We start from the raw sequence: 18,467 nt of genomic DNA on the forward strand, positions 1-18,467 counted from the left end.
CCCCCTCGATCCGCCGACGTGGTGGTGACCCTGGATGGCGTGGTGCGGTCCCCGTCCGCCCCGCTGATCGGTGCCATGGACCCCATGTTGGTCCGTGCTGCCGGGGTGTTCGAGACGGTGCTGCTGCGCGCCGGTACCCCCTGTCTGCTGGATGCCCACCTCGGCCGGCTGGCGGCGTCGGCCGCGCTGGTCGGGCTTCCCGCGCCCGACCCGCAGCGCTGGCGGGCCGCCATCGAGGTGGCCCTGGCGCAAAGGCCAGGTGACGGTGTCCTGCGACTGGTGCACGGACCGCGGGTGTCGTTCGTGACGGTCTCGGATCTGCCGGACCGGGCCCTGCGGGCGCGCCGCGACGGGGTGGCGGCGATAACCCTCGATCCCGGGCCGCGGGGGCGGATCGCCGGTGCGAAATCGCTGTCCTACGCCATGAACTCGGCGGCCCTGCGGTATGCGCAGGCATGTGGTGCCGACGACGTTGTCTTCGTCGATACCGCGGGGGCCGTGCTGGAGGGGCCCCGCTCGTCGGTCGTGATCGCTATGGGCGAAACGCTGCTCAGTCCGCCGCCCACCCCGCAGATCCTGGCGGGCACGACGGTGGCCGCGTTGTTCGATATCGCCCCGCATTGCAGCTGGCGGCCGCTCACGGTCGCTGATCTTGTTGCCGCGCAAGGTGTTTGGTTGCTCTCTTCGGTGACGCTGGCCGCCAGGGTGCACACCCTGAACGGGGTGGCGCTGGCGCCCGCGCCCGGTGCCGACAACCTGGCCCGATTGGTCGAGACCGCGATCACCGGCTAAATCGGTTGTCGGACCCGGGTTCTGGGAGTACGGTCGCTCGTACACAGGAAGGGAGGTGGTCCGAGAAATTGAGTGACATACGGACAAGTGAGGTGGCTGCTAGCTAGCAGCACCAGGAGTGTGATGAGCGTCTTGGCTCTTCGCACACGCGTTTCGCGCACCCTGCGAGCGCTGGCGAATACCAAGTAGCCACCCGGCCCCCGAGCCCTTGGTTGGTCCAACCAAGATCAAACGGCTCGGGGGCTGCTCTTGTTTAAGGGGCTCAGCCGATGAAGCGGGTGAGCCGCGCCGAAAGATGTGGCACCAGTCCGCCGTCGGCGTCGACGCGTTCCTCGACATAGGCCAGATCGCCGCCCTCGACGATGCCGTAGAGCCGCTTCGCGCCGCCGACCAGTTGGCCGGACTTGCTGCGGGCCAGTGCATCGGTGGCCAGCTCCCAGGACGCCTGGTTCAGCGGGGTGCCGTAGAAGAGTTCGATATAACCCGACGCGTGGGCCAGCAGCAGCTCGATGGCCTGGGTCTCGTCGGGATCGGCGGGGTCGCTGACGAACCGCCAGTAACCGGTCTCGCGCAACGCGGGACCGACGTACTCACCGGTTTCCGACAATCGCCACGAACGGGAATCCCAGTTCAGATAGTCCCCGCCGTCGTGCGAGACGATGATCTGCTGGCCGAAGTGGTAGTCACCCGAGGCGTCGCGGCCCTCGCCGGAACCGCGCCACACCCCGACGAGGGGGAGTAACGCCAACAGACCGTCATGGAGATCGGCGCCCTCGCGCAGGTTCGCGGTATCGGCGGGAATCGGGAGGTCGTCGAAGGCGGGGATGTTGCGGCCCGCGGTGATCTTGGCCCGTTCGGCCGCAGCAGCCACCGCCCGGTCACCCGACCCGGGGGCAACGGACTCGCCGTCCGAAGGCCTCGGACCGCTCACCCCTCGTCGGTGACGAGCCGGTAGACGGCGTACAGCGCGAACCACGTGATGACGACGACGGCCACCACGAGCAGGAATTCGAAGAACAACACCACGGGATGATCCTAACCGCCGATGGGCACCGCGCTCGAGCCGAGGCCCGGGCGCGGTGCCACCGCACATCGACTAAGCAAACTCGACCAAGCGATCTTGACTAAGCGACCTTGACGTCGATCTCGTGGATGCCTGCACCGGTCGGGCTGATGCTGGCATCACCGTTTCCGGCGGGCGAGAGAGCACGCAGGGTCCAGCTGCCCGGCGCCGCGAAGAAGCGGAAGTCACCGGTGGCCGATGCGACGACCTCGGCGGTGAACTCGTCGGAGCCGTCGAGCAGCCGGACGAAGGCACCGCCCACGGCCTGGCCGGAACCGTCGACCACGCGGCCGGTGATGACGGTTTCCTTCTCCAGGTCGACGCCGGCGGGCAACGTCAGTCCTTGTTTAGGGGCAGAGCACATATCAACTTCCCAACTCGATCGGGGCACCCACCAGGGAGCCGTATTCCGTCCAACTACCGTCGTAGTTCTTGACGTTCTTGTGGCCGAGCAGCTCCTGCAGCACGAACCAGGTGTGCGAGGACCGCTCACCGATGCGGCAGTAGGCGATGGTCAGCTTGTCGCCGTCGAGGCCCGCGTCGGCGTACAGCTTGGCCAGGTCCTCGTCCGACTTGAACGTGCCGTCCTCGTTGGCAGCCTTGCTCCACGGCACGTTGATGGCGGTCGGGATGTGGCCGGCACGCTGGCTCTGCTCCTGGGGGAGGTGCGCCGGGGCGAGGATCTTGCCGGAGAACTCGTCGGGGGAGCGCACGTCGACCAGGTTCTTCTCACCGATGGCGGCGATGACCTCGTCGCGGAAGGCGCGGATGTCGTTGTTGGGAGCCTTGGCGGTGTAGGACGTGGCAGGACGGTTCGGCACCTCGGTGACCAGCGGGCGTCCGTCGAGCTCCCACTTCTTGCGTCCACCGTCGAGCAGCTTGACGTTCTCGTGGCCGTAGAGCTTGAAGTACCAGTAGGCGTAGGCGGCGAACCAGTTGTTGTTACCGCCGTAGAGGATGACGGTGTCGTCGTTGGCGATGCCCTTGTCCGACAACAGCTTCGAGAACTGCTGCTGGTCGACGAAGTCGCGCTTGACCTGGTCCTGCAGCTCGGTCTTCCAGTCGATGCGGACGGCGCCGGCGATGTGCCCGCCCTCGTAGGCGGAGGTGTCCTCGTCGACCTCGACGAACACCGTGTTCGGTGCGTCGAGATTGCTCTCGGCCCAGTCGGTGGAGACCAGGACGTCGGAGCGTGCCATGAAGTGGTTCCTTTCGGTTGGTGAAGCGTGTCGTTGGTGAGTCAGGGGTGGGCGGGAACGCGGCGGAACCGCGCGACGAGGGGATAGATCTGGCAGCCCAGGCAGATGCCGAAGGCGGCGTTGAGGAACGCTGCGAACAGGGCGAACGCGGTGGCCACCAGGCCTACCGTCGGGAATCCCGCGACGAAGCCGAGCGTGCCTGCCAGCCCGAAGACGAACCCGACGAGCTGGGCGAATTTCAGCGGCGGCACCGGTTCGCGTTCGGTGACCGGTCCGCGGCGCGGCGCGATCAGCGCGGCGTAGACCCGGCCGTAGGGATGGCGACGTGGTCCGGCGGTGGCGCCGATGACGAACACGACGGTCTGCAGGCCGAGGATGACCGCTGCAGCGGGCGCGCTGACCGCCGAGACGAGCAGCGTGGTGATCAGTACGGCGGTGGTCACCCAGGCGACGAACCGAGGGCCGCGGACGTCTACCTGATCGATCTGGTCGGTTGGCATATGAGTGCTCCTGTTGCTTGGCTGGACTGGGCTGGGGCAGGCCACGAGGGCGCCTCCGCGAGCATGCGCACCAAGAAAGGGGGCGCGGCTACTCAGCAGCTACAACAACAACAGCAACAACCCGCCGTGCGGCACAGATCAACTGCGCGGCGTTTCGTGAGCATCAGCTCAAGACGGGCGGTCACGACCGACATGGTACCCGTTCGCACCGTCGTCAGGCCAATAGAGGTTGCAGGGCCGAGCGCAGGTCAGCGGCCTTGGGGACACCGGTCGTGCGGTAGCGCGGATGCCCGTCGGCGTCGAAGATGACCGTCGTCGGCAGCGACAGCACCGAAAGTCGTCGTGCCGCCTCGGGATTCTCGTCCATGTCGATCTCCACATGGCCGACCGTGTTGCCCTGCTCGGCGAGGTCGGCGATCACCTGGTCGACCACCCGTCGCACCGCCGCGCACGGACCGCACCAGGTCGCGGTGAAATGCAGGATGGTGGGTCCCTCGGTGGACAGGCCCAGGCCGCCGGTGTCGATCGAGGCGGCCTCGTCGGCGGCGCGCAACATCCCCGAACGCAACGAGACCAGCTTGCCGACGATATAGCCGAGCCCGAGCACCGCGATCACCACCACGATCACGATCGCCAACGAAGTGTTCATGACTGTCTGAACCCGTCCAGGTCGATGGTTAGTCCTTCGGCGATGCCCTCGATGATCAGATCGGAACCGCGCGCTCCGGCGGTGGTGGGTTGCAGCCCGAACGGTAATCGCTGCCCGGGGATGCGGCCGGCGAACGCGTCGAGCACATCGGCGGTCTTGTCCTCGGGCACCGCCTCGTCGGCCGTGCCGGGGCCGGTCAGCACCCCGGTGGGCGTCATCACCAGGGTGGTGTCGCCGGGGTCGGCCAGTGACAGGTCCACCGCGACGCTGACGCGTTTGTCGAGACCGTCGGGCGTACCGGTGAACACCAGATCCTGGCCGCTGGAGATGCCGGACTCGGTCACCCCGGGTGATCCGTCCTCGGTCTCGCGGGTGGGTGCCTCCACTAACAGGTCCTTCATGCCGATGTACCTGCCGATGTGGGTGGAGTCCAGGATGATCCGGCTTTCCACCTTTCCGACGGGCAGGCGCGCGTCGGGCCCGATCAGCCATCCGGTGCCGGTGATGTCGATATCGTGCAGCGTGGCCTCCAGCGACACCTTCCCGGTGACCGGGTGGTCGACGCCGGCGGCCCGGATCTCAAGCTCCTGGTATCGGTGTGCGCGGGCCTGGGTCGCGAACGGGAAGCCCAGGATGCTGACCCACGGATCGAAGTCCAGGTGATTGGCTGTCCGCACGCTACGGGCGAGGCGGTATTCGGCATAGATGGCGGCTCCGAAATCGGTGCCGACGGCCCCGACAACCACCGCCACGACGGTCGAGATGGCCCCGATCAGCATCTTGCGCACCGCCACATTCTGGCGCACACCCGTGCGCCGGGGCGGGCACCCGCCGGTTCCGGTCTGCTAACTGCCAGGTGGCACGGTATTGTGGGGCGATCGTCGGTCGTAACGGCCACGTGTCAGTCATGAATCTGGAAGATGACCTCCGACACCGTTGTCCAGGGGAAGTCCACGACACCGCAAGGCGATGACGGGAGGGCACCGTGGAACTCTTACTACTGACCGTGGATCCGCATCCCGATACCGTGTTGCCGTCACTGTCGCTGTTGGCCCATAACGTGCGCACCGCTCCCACCGAGGTGTCCTCGCTGCTGGAGGCTGGCACCGCTGATATCGCGATCGTCGATGCGCGCAGCGATCTGGCGGCCGCCCGCGGTTTGTGTCGGCTGCTCGGCACCACCGGCACCTCCATCCCGGTCGTGGCCGTGGTCAACGAGGGTGGGCTGGTCGCGGTCAATGTCGAGTGGGGGCTGGACGAGATCCTGCTGCCCGGTACCGGCCCGGCCGAGATCGATGCCCGGTTGCGGCTGCTGATCGGCCGCCGTGGCGGTGTCGCCGACCAGGAGAGCGTCGGCAAGGTGACCCTCGGGGAGTTGGTCATCGACGAGGGCACCTACACCGCGCGGTTGCGCGGACGGCCGCTGGACCTCACCTACAAGGAATTCGAGCTGCTGAAGTATCTGGCCCAACACGCCGGTCGGGTCTTCACCCGCGCGCAGTTGCTCCAGGAGGTGTGGGGGTACGACTTCTTCGGTGGCACTCGCACCGTCGACGTCCACGTGCGTCGACTGCGCGCCAAGCTAGGGCCCGAGTACGAGGCGCTGATCGGTACCGTGCGCAACGTCGGGTACAAGGCGGTCCGACCGGCCCGCGGCCGCGCCCCGGCGCCCGCGGCCGAGGACGATCTGGACGAGGAGTTCGGCGGCGAACTCGACGCCGACCTCAGCCAGTCCGAATTCGGTTCCGCGGCAGGGTCGTTCGGGCCCCTGCATGGCCAGTGATCGAATGGCGCAGCGGTCTGTCCGTCGACGACCGGTCCGGCATCACCGAGCTGATCGCTGCCGCCACGGCCAGTGACGGTGTGGCTCCGGTGGGGGACCAGGTGTTACGTGAACTCGGCCGCGATGAGACCCGGCACCTGCTGGCCGTCGATGGCGACGATGTGGTGGGCTACCTGAACCTGAGTGCGAGCATGGCCGAGGCGGTGGTGCATCCGGACTTCCGTCGACGCGGTATCGGGGCACAACTGATCGGCACCGGTCTGGACGCAGGGAGTGCCGACACCCGCATCTGGGCGCACGGTGACCTCCCGGCCGCGCGCGCCACCGCCGCCACGCTGGGGCTGCAACCCGTGCGCGAACTGCTCCAGATGCGCCGCCCGCTGGCCGATCTGCCGCCGTTGTCGCCCACGCATGACGTACGCACCTACGCCGGACCGGCCGACGATCAGGAGCTGCTGCGCGTCAACAACGCCGCATTCTCCTGGCATCCCGAACAGGGCGGCTGGACCGAGGCCGATATCGCCGAACGGCGCGCCGAATCCTGGTTCGACCCGCAGGGACTGTTCCTGGCCTACGAGGGCACCCGGTTGCTGGGCTTCCACTGGACGAAGGTGCACGATCCGTCGTTGGGTGAGGTGTACGTCGTCGGTGTGGACCCGGCGGCCCAGGGGCGCGGTCTCGGAGCCGAACTGACTTTGCTGGGGTTACATCATCTGGCCGGTCGACTCGGTGCTGAGGCGGATGTCACGCTCTATGTCGAGGGCGACAACACCGCGGCGGTCAAAACCTACCGCCGCCTGGGGTTCGAGGTTTTCAGTGCCGATATCGCCTATGCCCGCCCAGCTGTGAACTAGCTGTACCTGTTCACCTCGCGTTCACTTTCCGTCCCCGGTCCGTCCATGGCGGCCGAATACGTTGCCACGGAGTCTGAAGCCGTCAACACAGGAAAGTGGGATTCGTGAAGCTCAACATCGGCATGGCCTTGTCGGCGACCGCGATCGCCGCGCTCACGCTCACCGCGTGTGGCAGCGACAACAACGCAGGCACCTCCGCCGGCGGTTCCCAGACCGGTTCTGCCTCGGCCGCGGACTGCGGCGGCAAGAACTCGATCACCGCGGAGGGCTCGACCGCCCAGCAGAACGCCATCGCGCTGTTCAACCAGGTGTGGAGCCAGAAGTGCCAGGGCAAGAACCTGTCCTACAACCCGACCGGCTCGGGTGCTGGTCGTGAGCAGTTCGTCGCCAAGAATGTGGACTTCGCCGGATCCGATTCGGCCATCAAAGAGGCGCAGGCGCAGCAGGCCGCCGAGCGCTGCGGTGGCAACCCGGCCTGGAACCTGCCGCTGGTCTTCGGTCCGATCGCCATGGCCTACAACGTCGAGGGCGTCGACGGCCTGGTGCTCAACGGCGACCTGCTGGCCAAGATCTTCCAGGGCCAGATCACCAAGTGGAACGACCCGGCCATCGCCGCGTTGAACGAGGGCAAGACCCTGCCCGACACCGCCATCACCCCGATCTTCCGTTCCGACTCTTCGGGCACCACCGACAATTTCCAGAAGTATCTGGAGGCCGCCTCGGGCGGTGCCTGGACCAAGGGTGACGGCAGCGAGTTCCAGGGCGGCGCCGGTGAGGGCGCCCAGAAGTCGGCGGGCGTCGCGCAGGCCGTGCAGGCCACCCCGGGTGCCATCGGCTACGTCGAGAAGGGCTTCGCCGACCAGGCGGGTCTGCCCTACGCGAAGATCGACAACGGCAGCGGTGCGGTCGAGCTGACCGACGAATCCGCGGGCAAGGCCATCGACGCCGCCAAGTTCGCCGCCGAGGGCAACGACCTGACCCTGGACCTCGCCTCGCTGTACGGAACCACCGAAGCCGGTGCCTACCCGCTGGTGCTGGCCACCTATGAGATCGTCTGCTCCAACGGTTACGACGCCGAGACCGCCGCGGCCGTCAAGTCCTTCCTCACGGTGGCCGCCAACGACGGTCAGCAGGGGCTGTCCTCCGCCGGCTACGTCCCGCTGCCGGAGAAGTTCAAGGAGCGTCTGCTGACCTCGATCGAGGCAATCGGACCCGCCTCCTAGTTGCACTGGCACATCGGCGAATTCGACGCGAGGATGGGTGCGGGGACCGAATGACGTACAAAGGTATCGACAAGGGTTCAGACGGGAACTCAGTGACTATTCCGAATCCAGCCGACTCGGGGTCGGGTGAGGCGTTGGCCGCACCGTTCCCCGAGCCCACACCCATCTCGACGAATCCGTCGGGGAACGCGAAGGTCCGCCCCGGCGACCGCATCTTCAGCGGTCTTGCCACCGGTTCGGGCGTGCTCGTCATCGCGATCATCGCCGCCATCGGTTTCTTCCTGCTGTGGCGCGCCATCCCGGCGCTGCAGCGCAACCAGCAGAACTTCTTCCTGTTCGGCGGCAACTGGGTCACCACGGACACCTCGGCGATGAGCTTCGGCATCCTGGACCTGCTCCAGGTGACGGTGTTCGTCTCGGTGTTCGCGTTGGTGCTGGCGATGCCGATCGCGCTGGGCATCGCGATCTATCTGACCAACTACGCGCACAAGCGGGTCAAGGGACCGCTGGCTTACATGGTCGATCTGCTGGCCGCCGTGCCGTCGATCATCTACGGCGTGTGGGGCCTGTATGTCCTCGCACCGGCGATCAAGCCGGTTGCGGTGTGGCTCAACGAGAACATGAGCTGGCTGTTCCTGTTCTCCACGGGTAATGCCTCGGTGGCCGGCGGCGGCACCATCTTCACCGCGGGCATCGTGCTCGCGGTGATGATCCTGCCGATCATCACCGCGGTCACCCGCGAGGTGTTCGTGCAGACCCCGCGCGGCCAGATCGAGGCAGCACTGGCCCTCGGTGCCACCCGCTGGGAGGTCGTGCGCACCACGGTGTTGCCGTTTGGCATGTCCGGCTACATCTCCGGGGCGATGTTGGGGCTGGGTCGCGCGCTCGGTGAGACGATCGCGCTGCTGATCATCCTGCGCGGCACCCAGACCGCGTTCGGTTGGTCGCTGTTCGACGGTGGCTTCACCTTCGCCAGCAAGATCGCCTCGGCGGCATCGGAATTCAACGACCAGTACAAGGCGGGCGCCTATATCGCCGCCGGTTTGGTGCTGTTCATCCTCACGTTCGTGGTGAACTCGCTGGCGCGTGCCGCGGTCTCCGGAAAGGACAGGTCCGCATCATGACCGCAGCGCTGGAGAAGCCGGTCAAGGCCCCCACCTTCCAGGGGGTCAGCGGCCGCCGGAAGGTGGCCGACAAGCTGGCCACCGTTCTGGTCACCGCCTCCGTCGTGGTCGCCATCGTCCCGCTGGTGTGGGTGCTCTACACGGTGGTGTCCAAGGGCATCGGGGTGGTCACCTCGAGCACCTGGTGGCTGAACTCCCAGTCCGGTATGACGGCCTTCGCCGCGGGCGGCGGTGCCTATCACGCCATCGTCGGATCGCTGTTGCAGGCGTTGGTCTGCGCCATCATCTCCATCCCCATCGGCATCTTCGTCGCCATCTACCTGGTGGAGTACGGCGGCGGCACCCGGCTGGGCAAGGTCACCACGTTCATGGTCGACATCCTGACCGGGGTGCCCTCGATCGTGGCGGCACTGTTCATCTATGCGTTGTGGGTGGCCACCCTGGGCTTCCAGCGTTCGGGTCTCGCGGTGTCGCTGGCGCTGGTGCTGCTGATGATCCCGGTGATCGTGCGCTCCACCGAGGAGATGTTGCGCATCGTTCCGATGGACCTGCGCGAGGCCAGCTACGCACTGGGTGTGCCGAAATGGAAGACCATCTCCGCCATCGTGGTACCCACCGCGCTGTCGGGCATCGTCACCGGTGTGCTGTTGTCGCTGGCGCGGGTGATGGGCGAGACCGCACCGCTGCTGATCCTGGTCGGTTACGCGCAGGCGATCAATTTCGACATGTTCAGCGGTTTCATGGGCTCGCTGCCCGGCATGATGTTCGACCAGACCTCGGCCGGTGCCGGGGCCAATCCGGTCCCCACCGACCGGCTCTGGGGCGCCGCACTCACCCTCGTCGTCCTGATCGCGGTGCTCAACGTGGGTGCGCGATTCATCGCCAAATTCTTTGCCCCGAAAAAGGTTTAGGAGTATCCGAGATGGCCAAACGCCTGGATCTGAAGGACGTCAACATCTACTACGGCGCATTCCACGCCGTGCAGAACGTCTCGCTGTCGGTGGAACCACGCAGCGTGACCGCATTCATCGGCCCGTCTGGCTGCGGTAAGTCGACCGTGCTGCGCACGCTCAACCGCATGCACGAGGTGATCCCGGGTGCCTACGTCAAGGGCTCGGTGCTGCTCGACGGGGATGACATCTATGGCTCGGGTGTCGACCCGGTCGGTGTGCGCAAGACCATCGGCATGGTGTTCCAGCGCCCGAATCCGTTCCCCACCATGTCCATCCGCGACAATGTGGTGGCCGGGCTCAAGCTGCAGGGTGTGCGCAGCAAGAAGACCCTCGACGAGGTGACCGAGCGCTCCCTCAAGGGTGCCAACCTGTGGAACGAGGTCAAAGACCGGCTCGACAAGCCCGGTGGTGGTCTCTCGGGTGGTCAGCAACAGCGGCTCTGCATCGCCCGCGCGATTGCCGTGCAGCCCGACGTGTTGCTGATGGACGAGCCCTGTTCGGCGCTCGACCCGATCTCGACGCTGGCGATCGAGGATCTGATCTCGGAACTGAAGCAGGACTTCACCATCGTGATCGTCACGCACAACATGCAGCAGGCCGCCCGCGTCTCGGATCAGACGGCGTTCTTCAACCTCGAGGCCACCGGTAAGCCCGGTCAGCTCATCGAGATCGACGACACCGAGAAGATCTTTTCCAACCCCACCCAGAAGGCCACCGAGGATTACATCTCGGGTCGGTTCGGCTAGGCCGCGCCGTCAGGGTGTGAGTACCACCCTGGTGCCAGACGGGTCGGCCGTGGTCCACGCGTCGGTGATATCGGCCAGCGGCCGTGCGGCCGTGCGCATGTGGAGACTGCCGTTGCCGACCATGTCGAACAGTCGGGGTAGTGCCTCGGTGCGCGCTGCGGCCAGGACTGCCGGCGGGACGCTACCGATGCCGACCCCCGAGAGCTGGATACCGGTGCTGCGCAGCACCGCGGCGGGCAGCGGCATCGTCGGATCGGCCATCGCGCCGACCTGGATGAACCGGGTGCGGTGATAGGTGCCGGTCGGACCGTCTGCCAGGGCGGCGAGCACCTGCGCCGCGGGGTTGCCCCACAGGTAGTCCAGCACGACGTCGAAGGGCTGCGCGGTGTGCAGGGCGTGGACCCTGGCGCGCACATCGTCATTGCGCAGGTCGATGATGTCGTCGGCCCCGACGGTGCGTAACCAGTCCAACCGGGCGGTGTCGCGGCCCGCCACGACCACCCGTCCGGCGCCGAACACCGATGCCGCCAATTGTGCGGCGAGCGAGCCGGTGACGCCGGTGGCCCCGAGGACCAGCACGTGTTCACCGGGGCGCAGCGCCGCGGCGTGTTCGAGTGCGAGCCAGGACGATATCCCCGGATTGGGTACGGCCGCTGCGGTGACGGCGTCGATCCCGTCGGGCAGTTCCACCATGTCGTGGGCGTTGAGCAGGGTGCGCTCGGCCAGCATTCCGTACGGTGGCACCGCGCCGGTATAGACGCGTCTGCCGTCGTCGAGCCGCGCGACGCCGTCAACGCCCGGGACCATCGGCAATCGCATTTCCCTGCTGGCGTAATGGGTTCCGTTGCCGATGCCCTTCGTCAGATTGGTCAGCGCGCTGGCTTCGACGGTGGCGGTCAGCGTGCCGTCACCGGGCTGCGGCTCCGGGAAGTCGGCGTAGCGGGGCGGCTGTCCCCATTGGTCGATCACGGCGGCTTTCATCGCGTCTCCTGCGTTTCCGTAGAAATGGTTTCTATGGAAACAATGTACGGCGCGCGGCATCCGATGGCAATATGGTTTCCGTGAAAACCAAGTCTCGGCTGATCGAGGACATCAACCAGCTGATCGACGCGGTGGGGGACAAGTTCGAAGGCGGCGAGGACGGCGATCCCGAGCGCGATTTCATGGTGGCGCGCTGCCCGCCGCGACTGGCGAGCGTGATCCGTGAACTCCCGCAGCTCTCGGTGCACCTGCTCGCCGAGCTGGCCGAGGGGCCGTCGAGCCTGGTGGGGTTGGCATCTCGGTCTGGTCAGTTGAAGGGCACCGTCAGCAAGCGCGTCCAGCGGCTGGTCGAGGCAGGACTGGTACACCGGGGCCCGGTCCCGGGCAACCGTAAGGAGACCCAGCTGATGCTCACCGAGGACGGTGAGCTGATCGTTGCCGCCCATCGCCGGCTGCACGAGGAGATGGACCTCGGCAGGCGGGAATTCCTGAACCGCTACACCGGTGCCGAACTCCAGGTCGTGGCAAAGGTGCTGGCCGACCTGATGGCGGCGGGCCGCGACGGTGTGCGGATCGTCGCCGACGATTCCTGAGAGCTACCGGCTACTGCGGCTCGGCCAGGTTGTCCTCGGGCAGCTCGCCGGTCGCGGTGAAGATCACCCGGCGGGAGATCTCGACCGCATGGTCGGCGAACCGCTCGTAGAAACGGCTCAGCAACGTGACATCGACGGCGGCGGTGACACCGTGCTTCCAGTCCTTGTCCATCAGCACCGAGAACAGGTGCCGGTGCAGATCGTCCATCGCATCGTCCTCGTCGCGGATCTGGCGCGCCTTCTCCGGATCGAGGGTGTCGAGGACCTCGCGTGCGCTGTGGGCCAATTCGACTGCTACGCGTCCCATTTCGGCGAAGTACCCGTTGACCTCCTCGGGTAGCGCATGCTGGGGGTGGCGGCGCCGCGCGATCTTGGCCACGTGCAGTGCCAGCGCGCCCATCCGGTCGATATCGGCGATGATCTGGATGCCGCTGACGATGGCGCGCAGATCACCGGCGACCGGTCCCTGCAGGGCGAGCAGCATGAACGCCGCCTCTTCGGCGCGCACCCGGATCTCACCGAGCCGATCCTGTTCGGAGATCACCTGCTCGGCCAGTGCCAGATCGGCCTGCAGCAGGGATTGGGTTGCGCGCTCCATCGCCACACCGGCCAGCCCGCACATCTCACTGAGCTGAACGGTCAAGGACGACAGTTGTTCCTGGTACGCAGTACGCATGTGAACACCTTACGTTCAGCGAGCTTGCAGGTCACGGCGCCACAGGTGAACGAAAGGTGAATGCCCATGGATGCCCTTGGCAGCGGTCCTACCGCCCTATTCGCAGGTGGTGTCCGCCGCGTTGGTGACCGTGAGGTCCTCCGGTAGCTCGGTGGTGGTGGTCCCGGACGACGATGAAGATGACGCCGTGCCGCGGACCATCTGGACCTGGACGGTGGAACCACTCGGCGAGGGCGGCGTGACGGAGGTGAAGTCCGTGCCGAGCACCACCCGCACCACATCGCCCATCCCGGTGGTCCGCTCGATGGTCGCGTTGTGGAACGACGATGCGACGGTCGCCGCGGCCTGCTCGTTGCCCGGGGAGAAGAACACCGTCGTGGAATGCAGCGGGCCGGGGTAGTCGTCGGGGGTGTCGACCTGGAAACCGTGCTGCTGCAGAACGGAGGCGGCGTTGGCGGCGAGTCCGGACTGGCCGGTGGAATTGGACACCCGCACGGTCACCGCGCCGGGATCGGTGGCCACCGCGTCGACGGTTTCGGCACCGTTGGCATCGGTGGTGGGGGAGCTCGAGCCGCCGTGGCTTTCGGCTGCCGGCGGGACCGGGGTGTTGTCGTCGTTGTGCTCTTCGGGCAGCGGATCATCGTCGATGATCGCGGCGAACAGTGCGGCCATATCGTCGACGCGGGGCTGCTCGTTGCCGTAGGCGTCGGCATAACCGGTGGTGGGCACCGTGACGAAGGTGATGCGCCCGGCGTTGACACCCTGCACCGATTGACCGAGGTCGACCAGGTCCTTGGTCTTGATGTTGTCCACGTAGCTGTCCTCGATGAACATGTTCACCACGTTGTTGAGCTTGGACAGGCTGAAGAACACCTCTTTGGAGATCATCGAACGCAGCAGCGAGGACAGGAACAGCTGCTGACGCTTGATGCGGCCGTAATCGCCGTTGAACTCGGTGGTGACCTGCCTGGCCCGCACATAATTCAGCGCGGTGTGACCGTCGACGATCTGGCGGCCGGGGTTGGCCAGCACGGTGCCCAGCTCGTAATCCTCGAGCGGGGTGGTGCTGCACACCTCGACGCCGCCGAGGGCGTCGACCATCTTCGAGAACCCGGTGAAATCGATGGCCATGAACCGGTTGACCGACAGTCCCGAGAGCTTCTGGATCACCTTCACCAGGCACCTGGGACCGCCGACGGCGTACGCGGAATTGAGCTTGGTCTCGGTGTACGCCTCGTCCATCCCGTACATCGGGGATTCCGGATCGGTGATCGGACCGTAGGCGCGGGTCTCCGGGTCCCACGGCTCGCACTTCATCGGCGTGATGGACAGGTCGCGTGGGAACGAGACCGCGACCACGCGCTTACGGTCGGCCGGGATGTTGACCAGCATGATGGTGTCCGACCGCGCCCCGGCGGCGTCATCGGTGGTACCCGCGCCGACCTCGGCATTCGCGCCCAGCCGGCTGTCGGTGCCCACGATCAGGAAGTTCTCGTCGCCGAACTGCTTGTTGGGGTCGAGGATATCGCGGGAGTTGGGGTCCAGCGCGGAAACCTGGTTGAGGCTGTTGTTCTTCATCGACTGCCACTGCCATGCCCCGCCGGTCACCAGCAGGGCGCAGATTGCGGCCAGCGCGGCGGCAACCCGGCCGGCAGTGCGCGCGGTCCGACCGGCATGGTGCCGGGGGCGCGCGGCGTGCACGGGCGGCCGGGCGGCGGCGAGGTCGGGAAGTTCCGGGGCGTACGCCGACGGGACGTACATCACCTCGGTCGGCGGCTCCAGCGCATCGGCACGGTCGGGATCGGCACGGTTGGTGTCGGTATCGAAGATGGCGGCCTCGACCGGGGCCACCGGGTCGGTGATCTCGGCGTCGCTCTCGGGTGCGACACCGGCGGACCCGTCCGATTCTTCGATCGCACGGCGCCGGGAGCGTCCGGTGCTGTTCGGGTTCTCGTCGGCCAGCTTGGCGATCAGATCCGCGACGGTGACGCCATCGGTGTGGTTACCGGTGTCCTGCGTGTTCGTCTGCGGGGTACTCGTGTCGGGCGTGGCGGCCCGCTCCCACGGCGCGGCGCCTGGTGCCGGCCGCTCGGATCGGGTAAGCCAGTCGTTGTCACCGCGGGCATGGTCGGGCCGGCCAGGAGTGGCGTTGTCGCCGTCACTCATGTCCTACCGACCTTCGACTCGAGGGGCGTGCGCGCCATTGCGCACGGATGTCGTATGGGCTGCCCGGATCCGGCGTTCGGACGCGGCGCACTACTTCTTGTAGCAGGCCCATGCCCGGCCGCGCCACCGGAGTCCGGGCACGTGGCCACTCATCGTACTGAGACAACCTGAGCGCGGGCCAGCGCAGTGCTGTGACGGAGCGGTCTCGGGACGATCTCGGCTCAGCCGCCGGAGTGCATCACATCGGCCGCCTCGGGCACGGTGTCATCGTCGGGATCGTCGAGCCACCCCGCGGGCAGGGACACCGATCCCGGTGAACCCTGTCGACCGCGCGGACCGTCGCCCACTTCGGGGAACGGCGCGTCCTGGTCCAGCTGGGACAGCAGTTCGTCGAGCTCCTCAACCGTCTTGACCAGCGCCAAAGCCCGCCGGGAATCGCCGCCGACGGGGAAACCGTGCAGGTACCAGGCGACATGCTTGCGGATGTCACGCATGCCCTTGTCCACCCCGAAATGCTCGGCGAGCAACTCACCGTGGCGTCGCACGATATCGGTGACCTCGCCGAGGGTGGGCGGGGTGGGGATCGGGCGGTCGTTGAAGACGGCGGACAGTTCGGCGAACAGCCAGGGGCGGCCGAGACACCCGCGACCGATGACGACTCCGTCACACCCGGTCTGAGACATCATGGCGATGGCGTCACGCGCGTCGAAGATGTCGCCGTTGCCCAGCACGGGGATGCCGGTCACGTGTTGTTTGAGTTCGGCGATGCGCGACCAGTCGGCCGCGCCGGAGTAGCGCTGGGCCGCGGTGCGGGCGTGCAATGCGACGGCGGCGGCACCCTCCTGCTCGGCGATGCGCCCGGCATCGAGGTGCGTGGTGTGCTCGTCGTCGATGCCGACCCGGAATTTGGCGGTGACGGGGATGTCGGTGCCCTCGACACCGCGGACGGCCGCCGCGACGATCTGGCCGAACAGCCGTCGCTTGAACGGGAGGGCGGCGCCGCCGCCGCGCTTGGTGACCTTGGGCACCGGGCAGCCGAAGTTCATGTCGATGTGATCGGCCAGGCCCTCGTCGGCGATCATCTTGGCCGCGCGGTAGGTGGTCTCCGGGTCGACGGTGTAGAGCTGCAGCGAGCGCGGCGTCTCATCCGGGGCGAAGGTGGTCATGTGCATGGTGACCGGATGCCGTTCGACCAGGGCGCGGGCGGTCACCATCTCGCAGACGTAGAGGCCGCTGATGGTGCCGGCACGGGTCATCTCCAGCTCGCGGCACAGTGTGCGGAAGGCGACGTTGGTGACGCCGGCCATCGGGGCCAGGACGACCGGAGAACGCAATGCGATCGGCCCGATCTGCAGGGCAGACCGGGCCGTCGGCGGGTTGTCGAGCAGCGTCATCCGGCTGCGGAGGAACTCACCAGCAGGTTCTTCATCGCCTTCTTCTCGGCGACCTTGCGCTCCCGCTCCAGGCGCCGTTCCTTGGCGATCTCGAACTTCTCGCAGGTTTCCTCGAGCTCTTCGACATGCTTGGCCAGTTCGTCGCGCAGCTTGGCGCCCTCACCGGTGAAATCCTCGCGTTCGAAGATGCGCCACTTCTTGAGCACCGGCATCACGATGTCGTCGAGGTGGATGCGCGGGTCGTAGACGCCGCCGGTGGCGATGACGACGGCCTTGCGGCGGAAATCGGGGATGGTGTAGCCGGGCATCTTGAAGTTGGTGAGGATCTTGTGCAGCGACTTCATCGCCTGGTTGGGCGCGATCTCCATACCAGCGGCGGAGACGTCCCGGTAGAAGATCATGTGCAGGTTCTCGTCGGCGGAGATGCGGCCCAACAGCTGGTCGGCGACGGTGTCATTACAGGCGCGACCGGTGTTGCGGTGGCTGACTCGGGTGGCCAGCTCCTGGAATGTCACGTAGATGACGGAGTCGAACAGGCTCTGGGCGAACAGTTCGTCACCGCCCTGCAGGTTCTGGCCGGGGGAGAAGCCACGGGTGACCTGCTCGACGCGCAGCTCTTCGAGTTCGATCGGGTCGATGGCGCGCGTGACCAGCAGGTAGTCGCGCAGGGCGATGCCGTGTCGGTTCTCCTCGGCCGTCCAGCGGTTGACCCAGAAACCCCACGGCCCGTCCATGCTGAAGTTCATCGCGATCTCGCGGTGATACGAGGGCAGATTGTCCTCGGTCAACAGGTTGGTGATCATCGCGATACGCGCGACCTCGGAGAGTTTGGACTGCTCGGGATCCCACTCCTGGCCGCCGAGGGCGTAGAAGTTCTTGCCGTCCGACCACGGGATGTAGTCGTGGGGGTTCCAGTCCTTACGCATGCTCAGGTGCCGGTTGATCTGCTTTTCCACCACGGGCTCGAGCTCGTGCAGGAGCTGCAGATCGCTCAGTTCCTCGGTCATGAACCCTCCGATGTATCTGTACCTGTTGGTTGCAGTCAATATATCTGTGTCTCACGGTGACATTCAAGTTCCGTCGGCGTGAGTCGCGTAACGGTTACCCGTCTTTTGGGCATGCGCACCGTTACCGATGAACTGCGGCGCGATTGAGCAGCAACGTGCTGCAGTGGTCGACGAATTGCTCGCGGCCCGCCGCCAGACGTCCGTTCAGGTAGGCGGTGAACAGCGCGGTCAGTGCGCCGACCAGTCCGGTGGCCACCATTTCCTGCACCGCCGGGTCGGCGATCTGGGTCAGCTTGCGCTGGATGAGGGCGATGAAGTCGGGCATCCACTCGGCACCGGAGGCGACCAGCACCGGCTCGCGTTCGGGGGCCAGCAGCAGTACTCGGCCGCGAGTCGGGTCGTCGACCATCAGCTCGACGAATTGCTCCACCGCCGCCCGCGGTGTCTGCGCCGAGAGCAGCGCCGTCATCGCCGACTCGCACACCTCGTCGTAGACGGCACGCACGAAAACGTCGCGGTCGGTGAAGCTTTCGTAGAAGTACCGCTCGGTCAGCCCGGCCGCCCGGCAGACCGCGCGGACCGTCAGCGCCGGTCCGTCGGCGGCGCCGAGCAGCGCGATGCCCGCGGTGAGGAGCTCGCTGCGGCGCAGCGCCTGGCGGTCCTGCAGGGGGACGCCGGACCATCGACGGCGTCGTTGACCGGACGGCACATCACTCCTAAGCTACTTGGTGACAACGGGTGTAGTCAGAATTGCTTCCCCGACC

The 18,467-nt window shown here is 66.7% G+C and carries 21 protein-coding genes; 8 read left to right on the forward strand and 13 right to left on the reverse strand.

Going from position 1 to position 18,467, the window contains the following annotated elements; genetic code table 11:
• Positions 1-18: 18 nt before the first annotated feature.
• Positions 19-792: an aminodeoxychorismate lyase gene (locus tag IC40_RS0102400; RefSeq protein WP_191293566.1), complete on the forward strand. Its 774-nt coding sequence runs from the start codon at positions 19-21 to the stop codon at positions 790-792.
• A 262-nt stretch (positions 793-1,054) separates the two neighbouring features.
• On the opposite strand, the gene IC40_RS0102405 is transcribed toward IC40_RS0102400, so the two are convergent.
• From IC40_RS0102405 to lmeA, 7 genes are all read right to left on the reverse strand, one after another.
• Positions 1,055-1,723 carry a heme-binding beta-barrel domain-containing protein gene (locus IC40_RS0102405; RefSeq protein ID WP_030133175.1) on the reverse strand — a complete coding sequence of 223 codons (669 nt, stop codon included), beginning with the start codon at positions 1,721-1,723 and terminating at the stop codon, positions 1,055-1,057.
• Positions 1,724-1,916: 193 nt separating this feature from the next.
• Entirely contained in the window at positions 1,917-2,219 is a 303-nt protein-coding gene (locus tag IC40_RS0102415) for a DUF1416 domain-containing protein (RefSeq protein ID WP_023986283.1), read from the reverse strand.
• Between the two features lies 1 nt (position 2,220).
• A complete protein-coding gene (locus IC40_RS0102420) occupies positions 2,221-3,054 on the reverse strand; it encodes a sulfurtransferase (RefSeq protein WP_030133176.1) in 834 nt (277 codons plus the stop codon).
• 41 nt (positions 3,055-3,095) lie between these two features.
• A complete protein-coding gene (locus IC40_RS0102425) occupies positions 3,096-3,554 on the reverse strand; it encodes a DUF4395 domain-containing protein (RefSeq protein ID WP_030133177.1) in 459 nt (152 codons plus the stop codon).
• A gap of 92 nt (positions 3,555-3,646) precedes the next feature.
• Complete coding sequence (locus tag IC40_RS28520) at positions 3,647-3,748, reverse strand: Ms5788A family Cys-rich leader peptide (RefSeq protein ID WP_368858985.1); 102 nt, start codon at positions 3,746-3,748, stop codon at positions 3,647-3,649.
• Between the two features lie 20 nt (positions 3,749-3,768).
• Positions 3,769-4,203 (reverse strand): thioredoxin family protein, encoded by a 435-nt coding sequence (locus tag IC40_RS0102430; RefSeq protein WP_030133178.1) that lies wholly within the window; start codon positions 4,201-4,203, stop codon positions 3,769-3,771.
• Positions 4,200-5,009 carry a mannan chain length control protein LmeA gene (lmeA, locus tag IC40_RS0102435; RefSeq protein WP_090558764.1) on the reverse strand — a complete coding sequence of 270 codons (810 nt, stop codon included), beginning with the start codon at positions 5,007-5,009 and terminating at the stop codon, positions 4,200-4,202. Before lmeA ends, IC40_RS0102430 begins: the two co-directional genes overlap by 4 nt.
• Before the next feature lie 179 nt (positions 5,010-5,188).
• Between lmeA and IC40_RS0102440 the strand changes: the two genes are divergently transcribed.
• The 6 genes from IC40_RS0102440 to pstB all read left to right on the forward strand — a co-directional run bounded on the left by IC40_RS0102440 (position 5,189) and on the right by pstB (position 10,886).
• Positions 5,189-5,986 carry a winged helix-turn-helix transcriptional regulator gene (locus IC40_RS0102440; protein WP_036460280.1) on the forward strand — a complete coding sequence of 266 codons (798 nt, stop codon included), beginning with the start codon at positions 5,189-5,191 and terminating at the stop codon, positions 5,984-5,986.
• Positions 5,983-6,840, forward strand: coding sequence for a mycothiol synthase (mshD, locus tag IC40_RS0102445; RefSeq protein WP_030133181.1), 858 nt, complete (start codon positions 5,983-5,985; stop codon positions 6,838-6,840). The genes IC40_RS0102440 and mshD overlap by 4 nt, the downstream gene beginning before the upstream one ends.
• 122 nt (positions 6,841-6,962) lie before the next feature.
• Positions 6,963-8,063 carry a phosphate ABC transporter substrate-binding protein PstS gene (gene pstS / locus IC40_RS0102450; RefSeq protein WP_110783443.1) on the forward strand — a complete coding sequence of 367 codons (1,101 nt, stop codon included), beginning with the start codon at positions 6,963-6,965 and terminating at the stop codon, positions 8,061-8,063.
• Between the two features lie 50 nt (positions 8,064-8,113).
• Positions 8,114-9,187 carry a phosphate ABC transporter permease subunit PstC gene (gene pstC / locus IC40_RS0102455; RefSeq protein ID WP_030133183.1) on the forward strand — a complete coding sequence of 358 codons (1,074 nt, stop codon included), beginning with the start codon at positions 8,114-8,116 and terminating at the stop codon, positions 9,185-9,187.
• On the forward strand, positions 9,184-10,098 hold the full coding sequence (gene pstA, locus IC40_RS0102460; RefSeq protein ID WP_030133184.1) for a phosphate ABC transporter permease PstA: 915 nt from the start codon (positions 9,184-9,186) through the stop codon (positions 10,096-10,098). Before pstC ends, pstA begins: the two co-directional genes overlap by 4 nt.
• A gap of 11 nt (positions 10,099-10,109) precedes the next feature.
• Positions 10,110-10,886 carry a phosphate ABC transporter ATP-binding protein PstB gene (gene pstB, locus IC40_RS0102465; protein ID WP_019511119.1) on the forward strand — a complete coding sequence of 259 codons (777 nt, stop codon included), beginning with the start codon at positions 10,110-10,112 and terminating at the stop codon, positions 10,884-10,886.
• A 9-nt stretch (positions 10,887-10,895) separates the two neighbouring features.
• On the opposite strand, the gene IC40_RS0102470 is transcribed toward pstB, so the two are convergent.
• A complete protein-coding gene (locus IC40_RS0102470; protein WP_030133185.1) occupies positions 10,896-11,867 on the reverse strand; it encodes a quinone oxidoreductase family protein in 972 nt (323 codons plus the stop codon).
• 80 nt (positions 11,868-11,947) lie between these two features.
• Between IC40_RS0102470 and IC40_RS0102475 the strand changes: the two genes are divergently transcribed.
• A complete protein-coding gene (locus IC40_RS0102475) occupies positions 11,948-12,460 on the forward strand; it encodes a MarR family winged helix-turn-helix transcriptional regulator (RefSeq protein ID WP_030133186.1) in 513 nt (170 codons plus the stop codon).
• Between the two features lie 10 nt (positions 12,461-12,470).
• Here IC40_RS0102475 and phoU read toward each other — a convergent pair whose 3' ends face one another.
• The 5 genes from phoU to IC40_RS0102500 all read right to left on the reverse strand — a co-directional run bounded on the left by phoU (position 12,471) and on the right by IC40_RS0102500 (position 18,412).
• Positions 12,471-13,136, reverse strand: a complete 666-nt coding sequence (gene phoU / locus IC40_RS0102480) for a phosphate signaling complex protein PhoU (RefSeq protein ID WP_030133187.1) — start codon at positions 13,134-13,136, stop codon at positions 12,471-12,473.
• 96 nt (positions 13,137-13,232) lie between these two features.
• Complete coding sequence (locus IC40_RS0102485; protein ID WP_030133188.1) at positions 13,233-15,302, reverse strand: LCP family protein; 2,070 nt, start codon at positions 15,300-15,302, stop codon at positions 13,233-13,235.
• 221 nt (positions 15,303-15,523) lie between these two features.
• Positions 15,524-16,696 carry a tRNA dihydrouridine synthase DusB gene (gene dusB, locus IC40_RS0102490; protein WP_030133189.1) on the reverse strand — a complete coding sequence of 391 codons (1,173 nt, stop codon included), beginning with the start codon at positions 16,694-16,696 and terminating at the stop codon, positions 15,524-15,526.
• A complete protein-coding gene (locus IC40_RS0102495) occupies positions 16,693-17,703 on the reverse strand; it encodes an acyl-ACP desaturase (protein ID WP_019511125.1) in 1,011 nt (336 codons plus the stop codon). Before IC40_RS0102495 ends, dusB begins: the two co-directional genes overlap by 4 nt.
• A gap of 121 nt (positions 17,704-17,824) precedes the next feature.
• On the reverse strand, positions 17,825-18,412 hold the full coding sequence (locus IC40_RS0102500; RefSeq protein ID WP_030133190.1) for a TetR/AcrR family transcriptional regulator: 588 nt from the start codon (positions 18,410-18,412) through the stop codon (positions 17,825-17,827).
• Positions 18,413-18,467: the final 55 nt, after the last annotated feature.

The organism is Mycolicibacterium neoaurum ATCC 25795 (genome assembly GCF_000691525.1).
Lineage (GTDB): Bacteria > Actinomycetota > Actinomycetes > Mycobacteriales > Mycobacteriaceae > Mycobacterium > Mycobacterium neoaurum.

Bases quoted from the DNA above. Each gene is read 5' to 3' on its own strand.
- IC40_RS0102415 (WP_023986283.1), bottom strand. From the start codon at position 2,219: ATGTGCTCTGCCCCTAAACAAGGACTGACGTTGCCCGCCGGCGTCGAC.
- IC40_RS0102420 (WP_030133176.1), bottom strand. From the start codon at position 3,054: ATGGCACGCTCCGACGTCCTGGTCTCCACCGACTGGGCCGAGAGCAAT.
- IC40_RS0102425 (WP_030133177.1), bottom strand. From the start codon at position 3,554: ATGCCAACCGACCAGATCGATCAGGTAGACGTCCGCGGCCCTCGGTTC.
- IC40_RS28520 (WP_368858985.1), bottom strand. From the start codon at position 3,748: ATGTCGGTCGTGACCGCCCGTCTTGAGCTGATGCTCACGAAACGCCGC.
- IC40_RS0102430 (WP_030133178.1), bottom strand. From the start codon at position 4,203: ATGAACACTTCGTTGGCGATCGTGATCGTGGTGGTGATCGCGGTGCTC.
- pstS (WP_110783443.1), top strand. From the start codon at position 6,963: ATGGCCTTGTCGGCGACCGCGATCGCCGCGCTCACGCTCACCGCGTGT.
- pstC (WP_030133183.1), top strand. From the start codon at position 8,114: ATGACGTACAAAGGTATCGACAAGGGTTCAGACGGGAACTCAGTGACT.
- pstA (WP_030133184.1), top strand. From the start codon at position 9,184: ATGACCGCAGCGCTGGAGAAGCCGGTCAAGGCCCCCACCTTCCAGGGG.
- pstB (WP_019511119.1), top strand. From the start codon at position 10,110: ATGGCCAAACGCCTGGATCTGAAGGACGTCAACATCTACTACGGCGCA.
- IC40_RS0102470 (WP_030133185.1), bottom strand. From the start codon at position 11,867: ATGAAAGCCGCCGTGATCGACCAATGGGGACAGCCGCCCCGCTACGCC.
- phoU (WP_030133187.1), bottom strand. From the start codon at position 13,136: ATGCGTACTGCGTACCAGGAACAACTGTCGTCCTTGACCGTTCAGCTC.
- IC40_RS0102485 (WP_030133188.1), bottom strand. From the start codon at position 15,302: ATGAGTGACGGCGACAACGCCACTCCTGGCCGGCCCGACCATGCCCGC.
- dusB (WP_030133189.1), bottom strand. From the start codon at position 16,696: ATGACGCTGCTCGACAACCCGCCGACGGCCCGGTCTGCCCTGCAGATC.
- IC40_RS0102495 (WP_019511125.1), bottom strand. From the start codon at position 17,703: ATGACCGAGGAACTGAGCGATCTGCAGCTCCTGCACGAGCTCGAGCCC.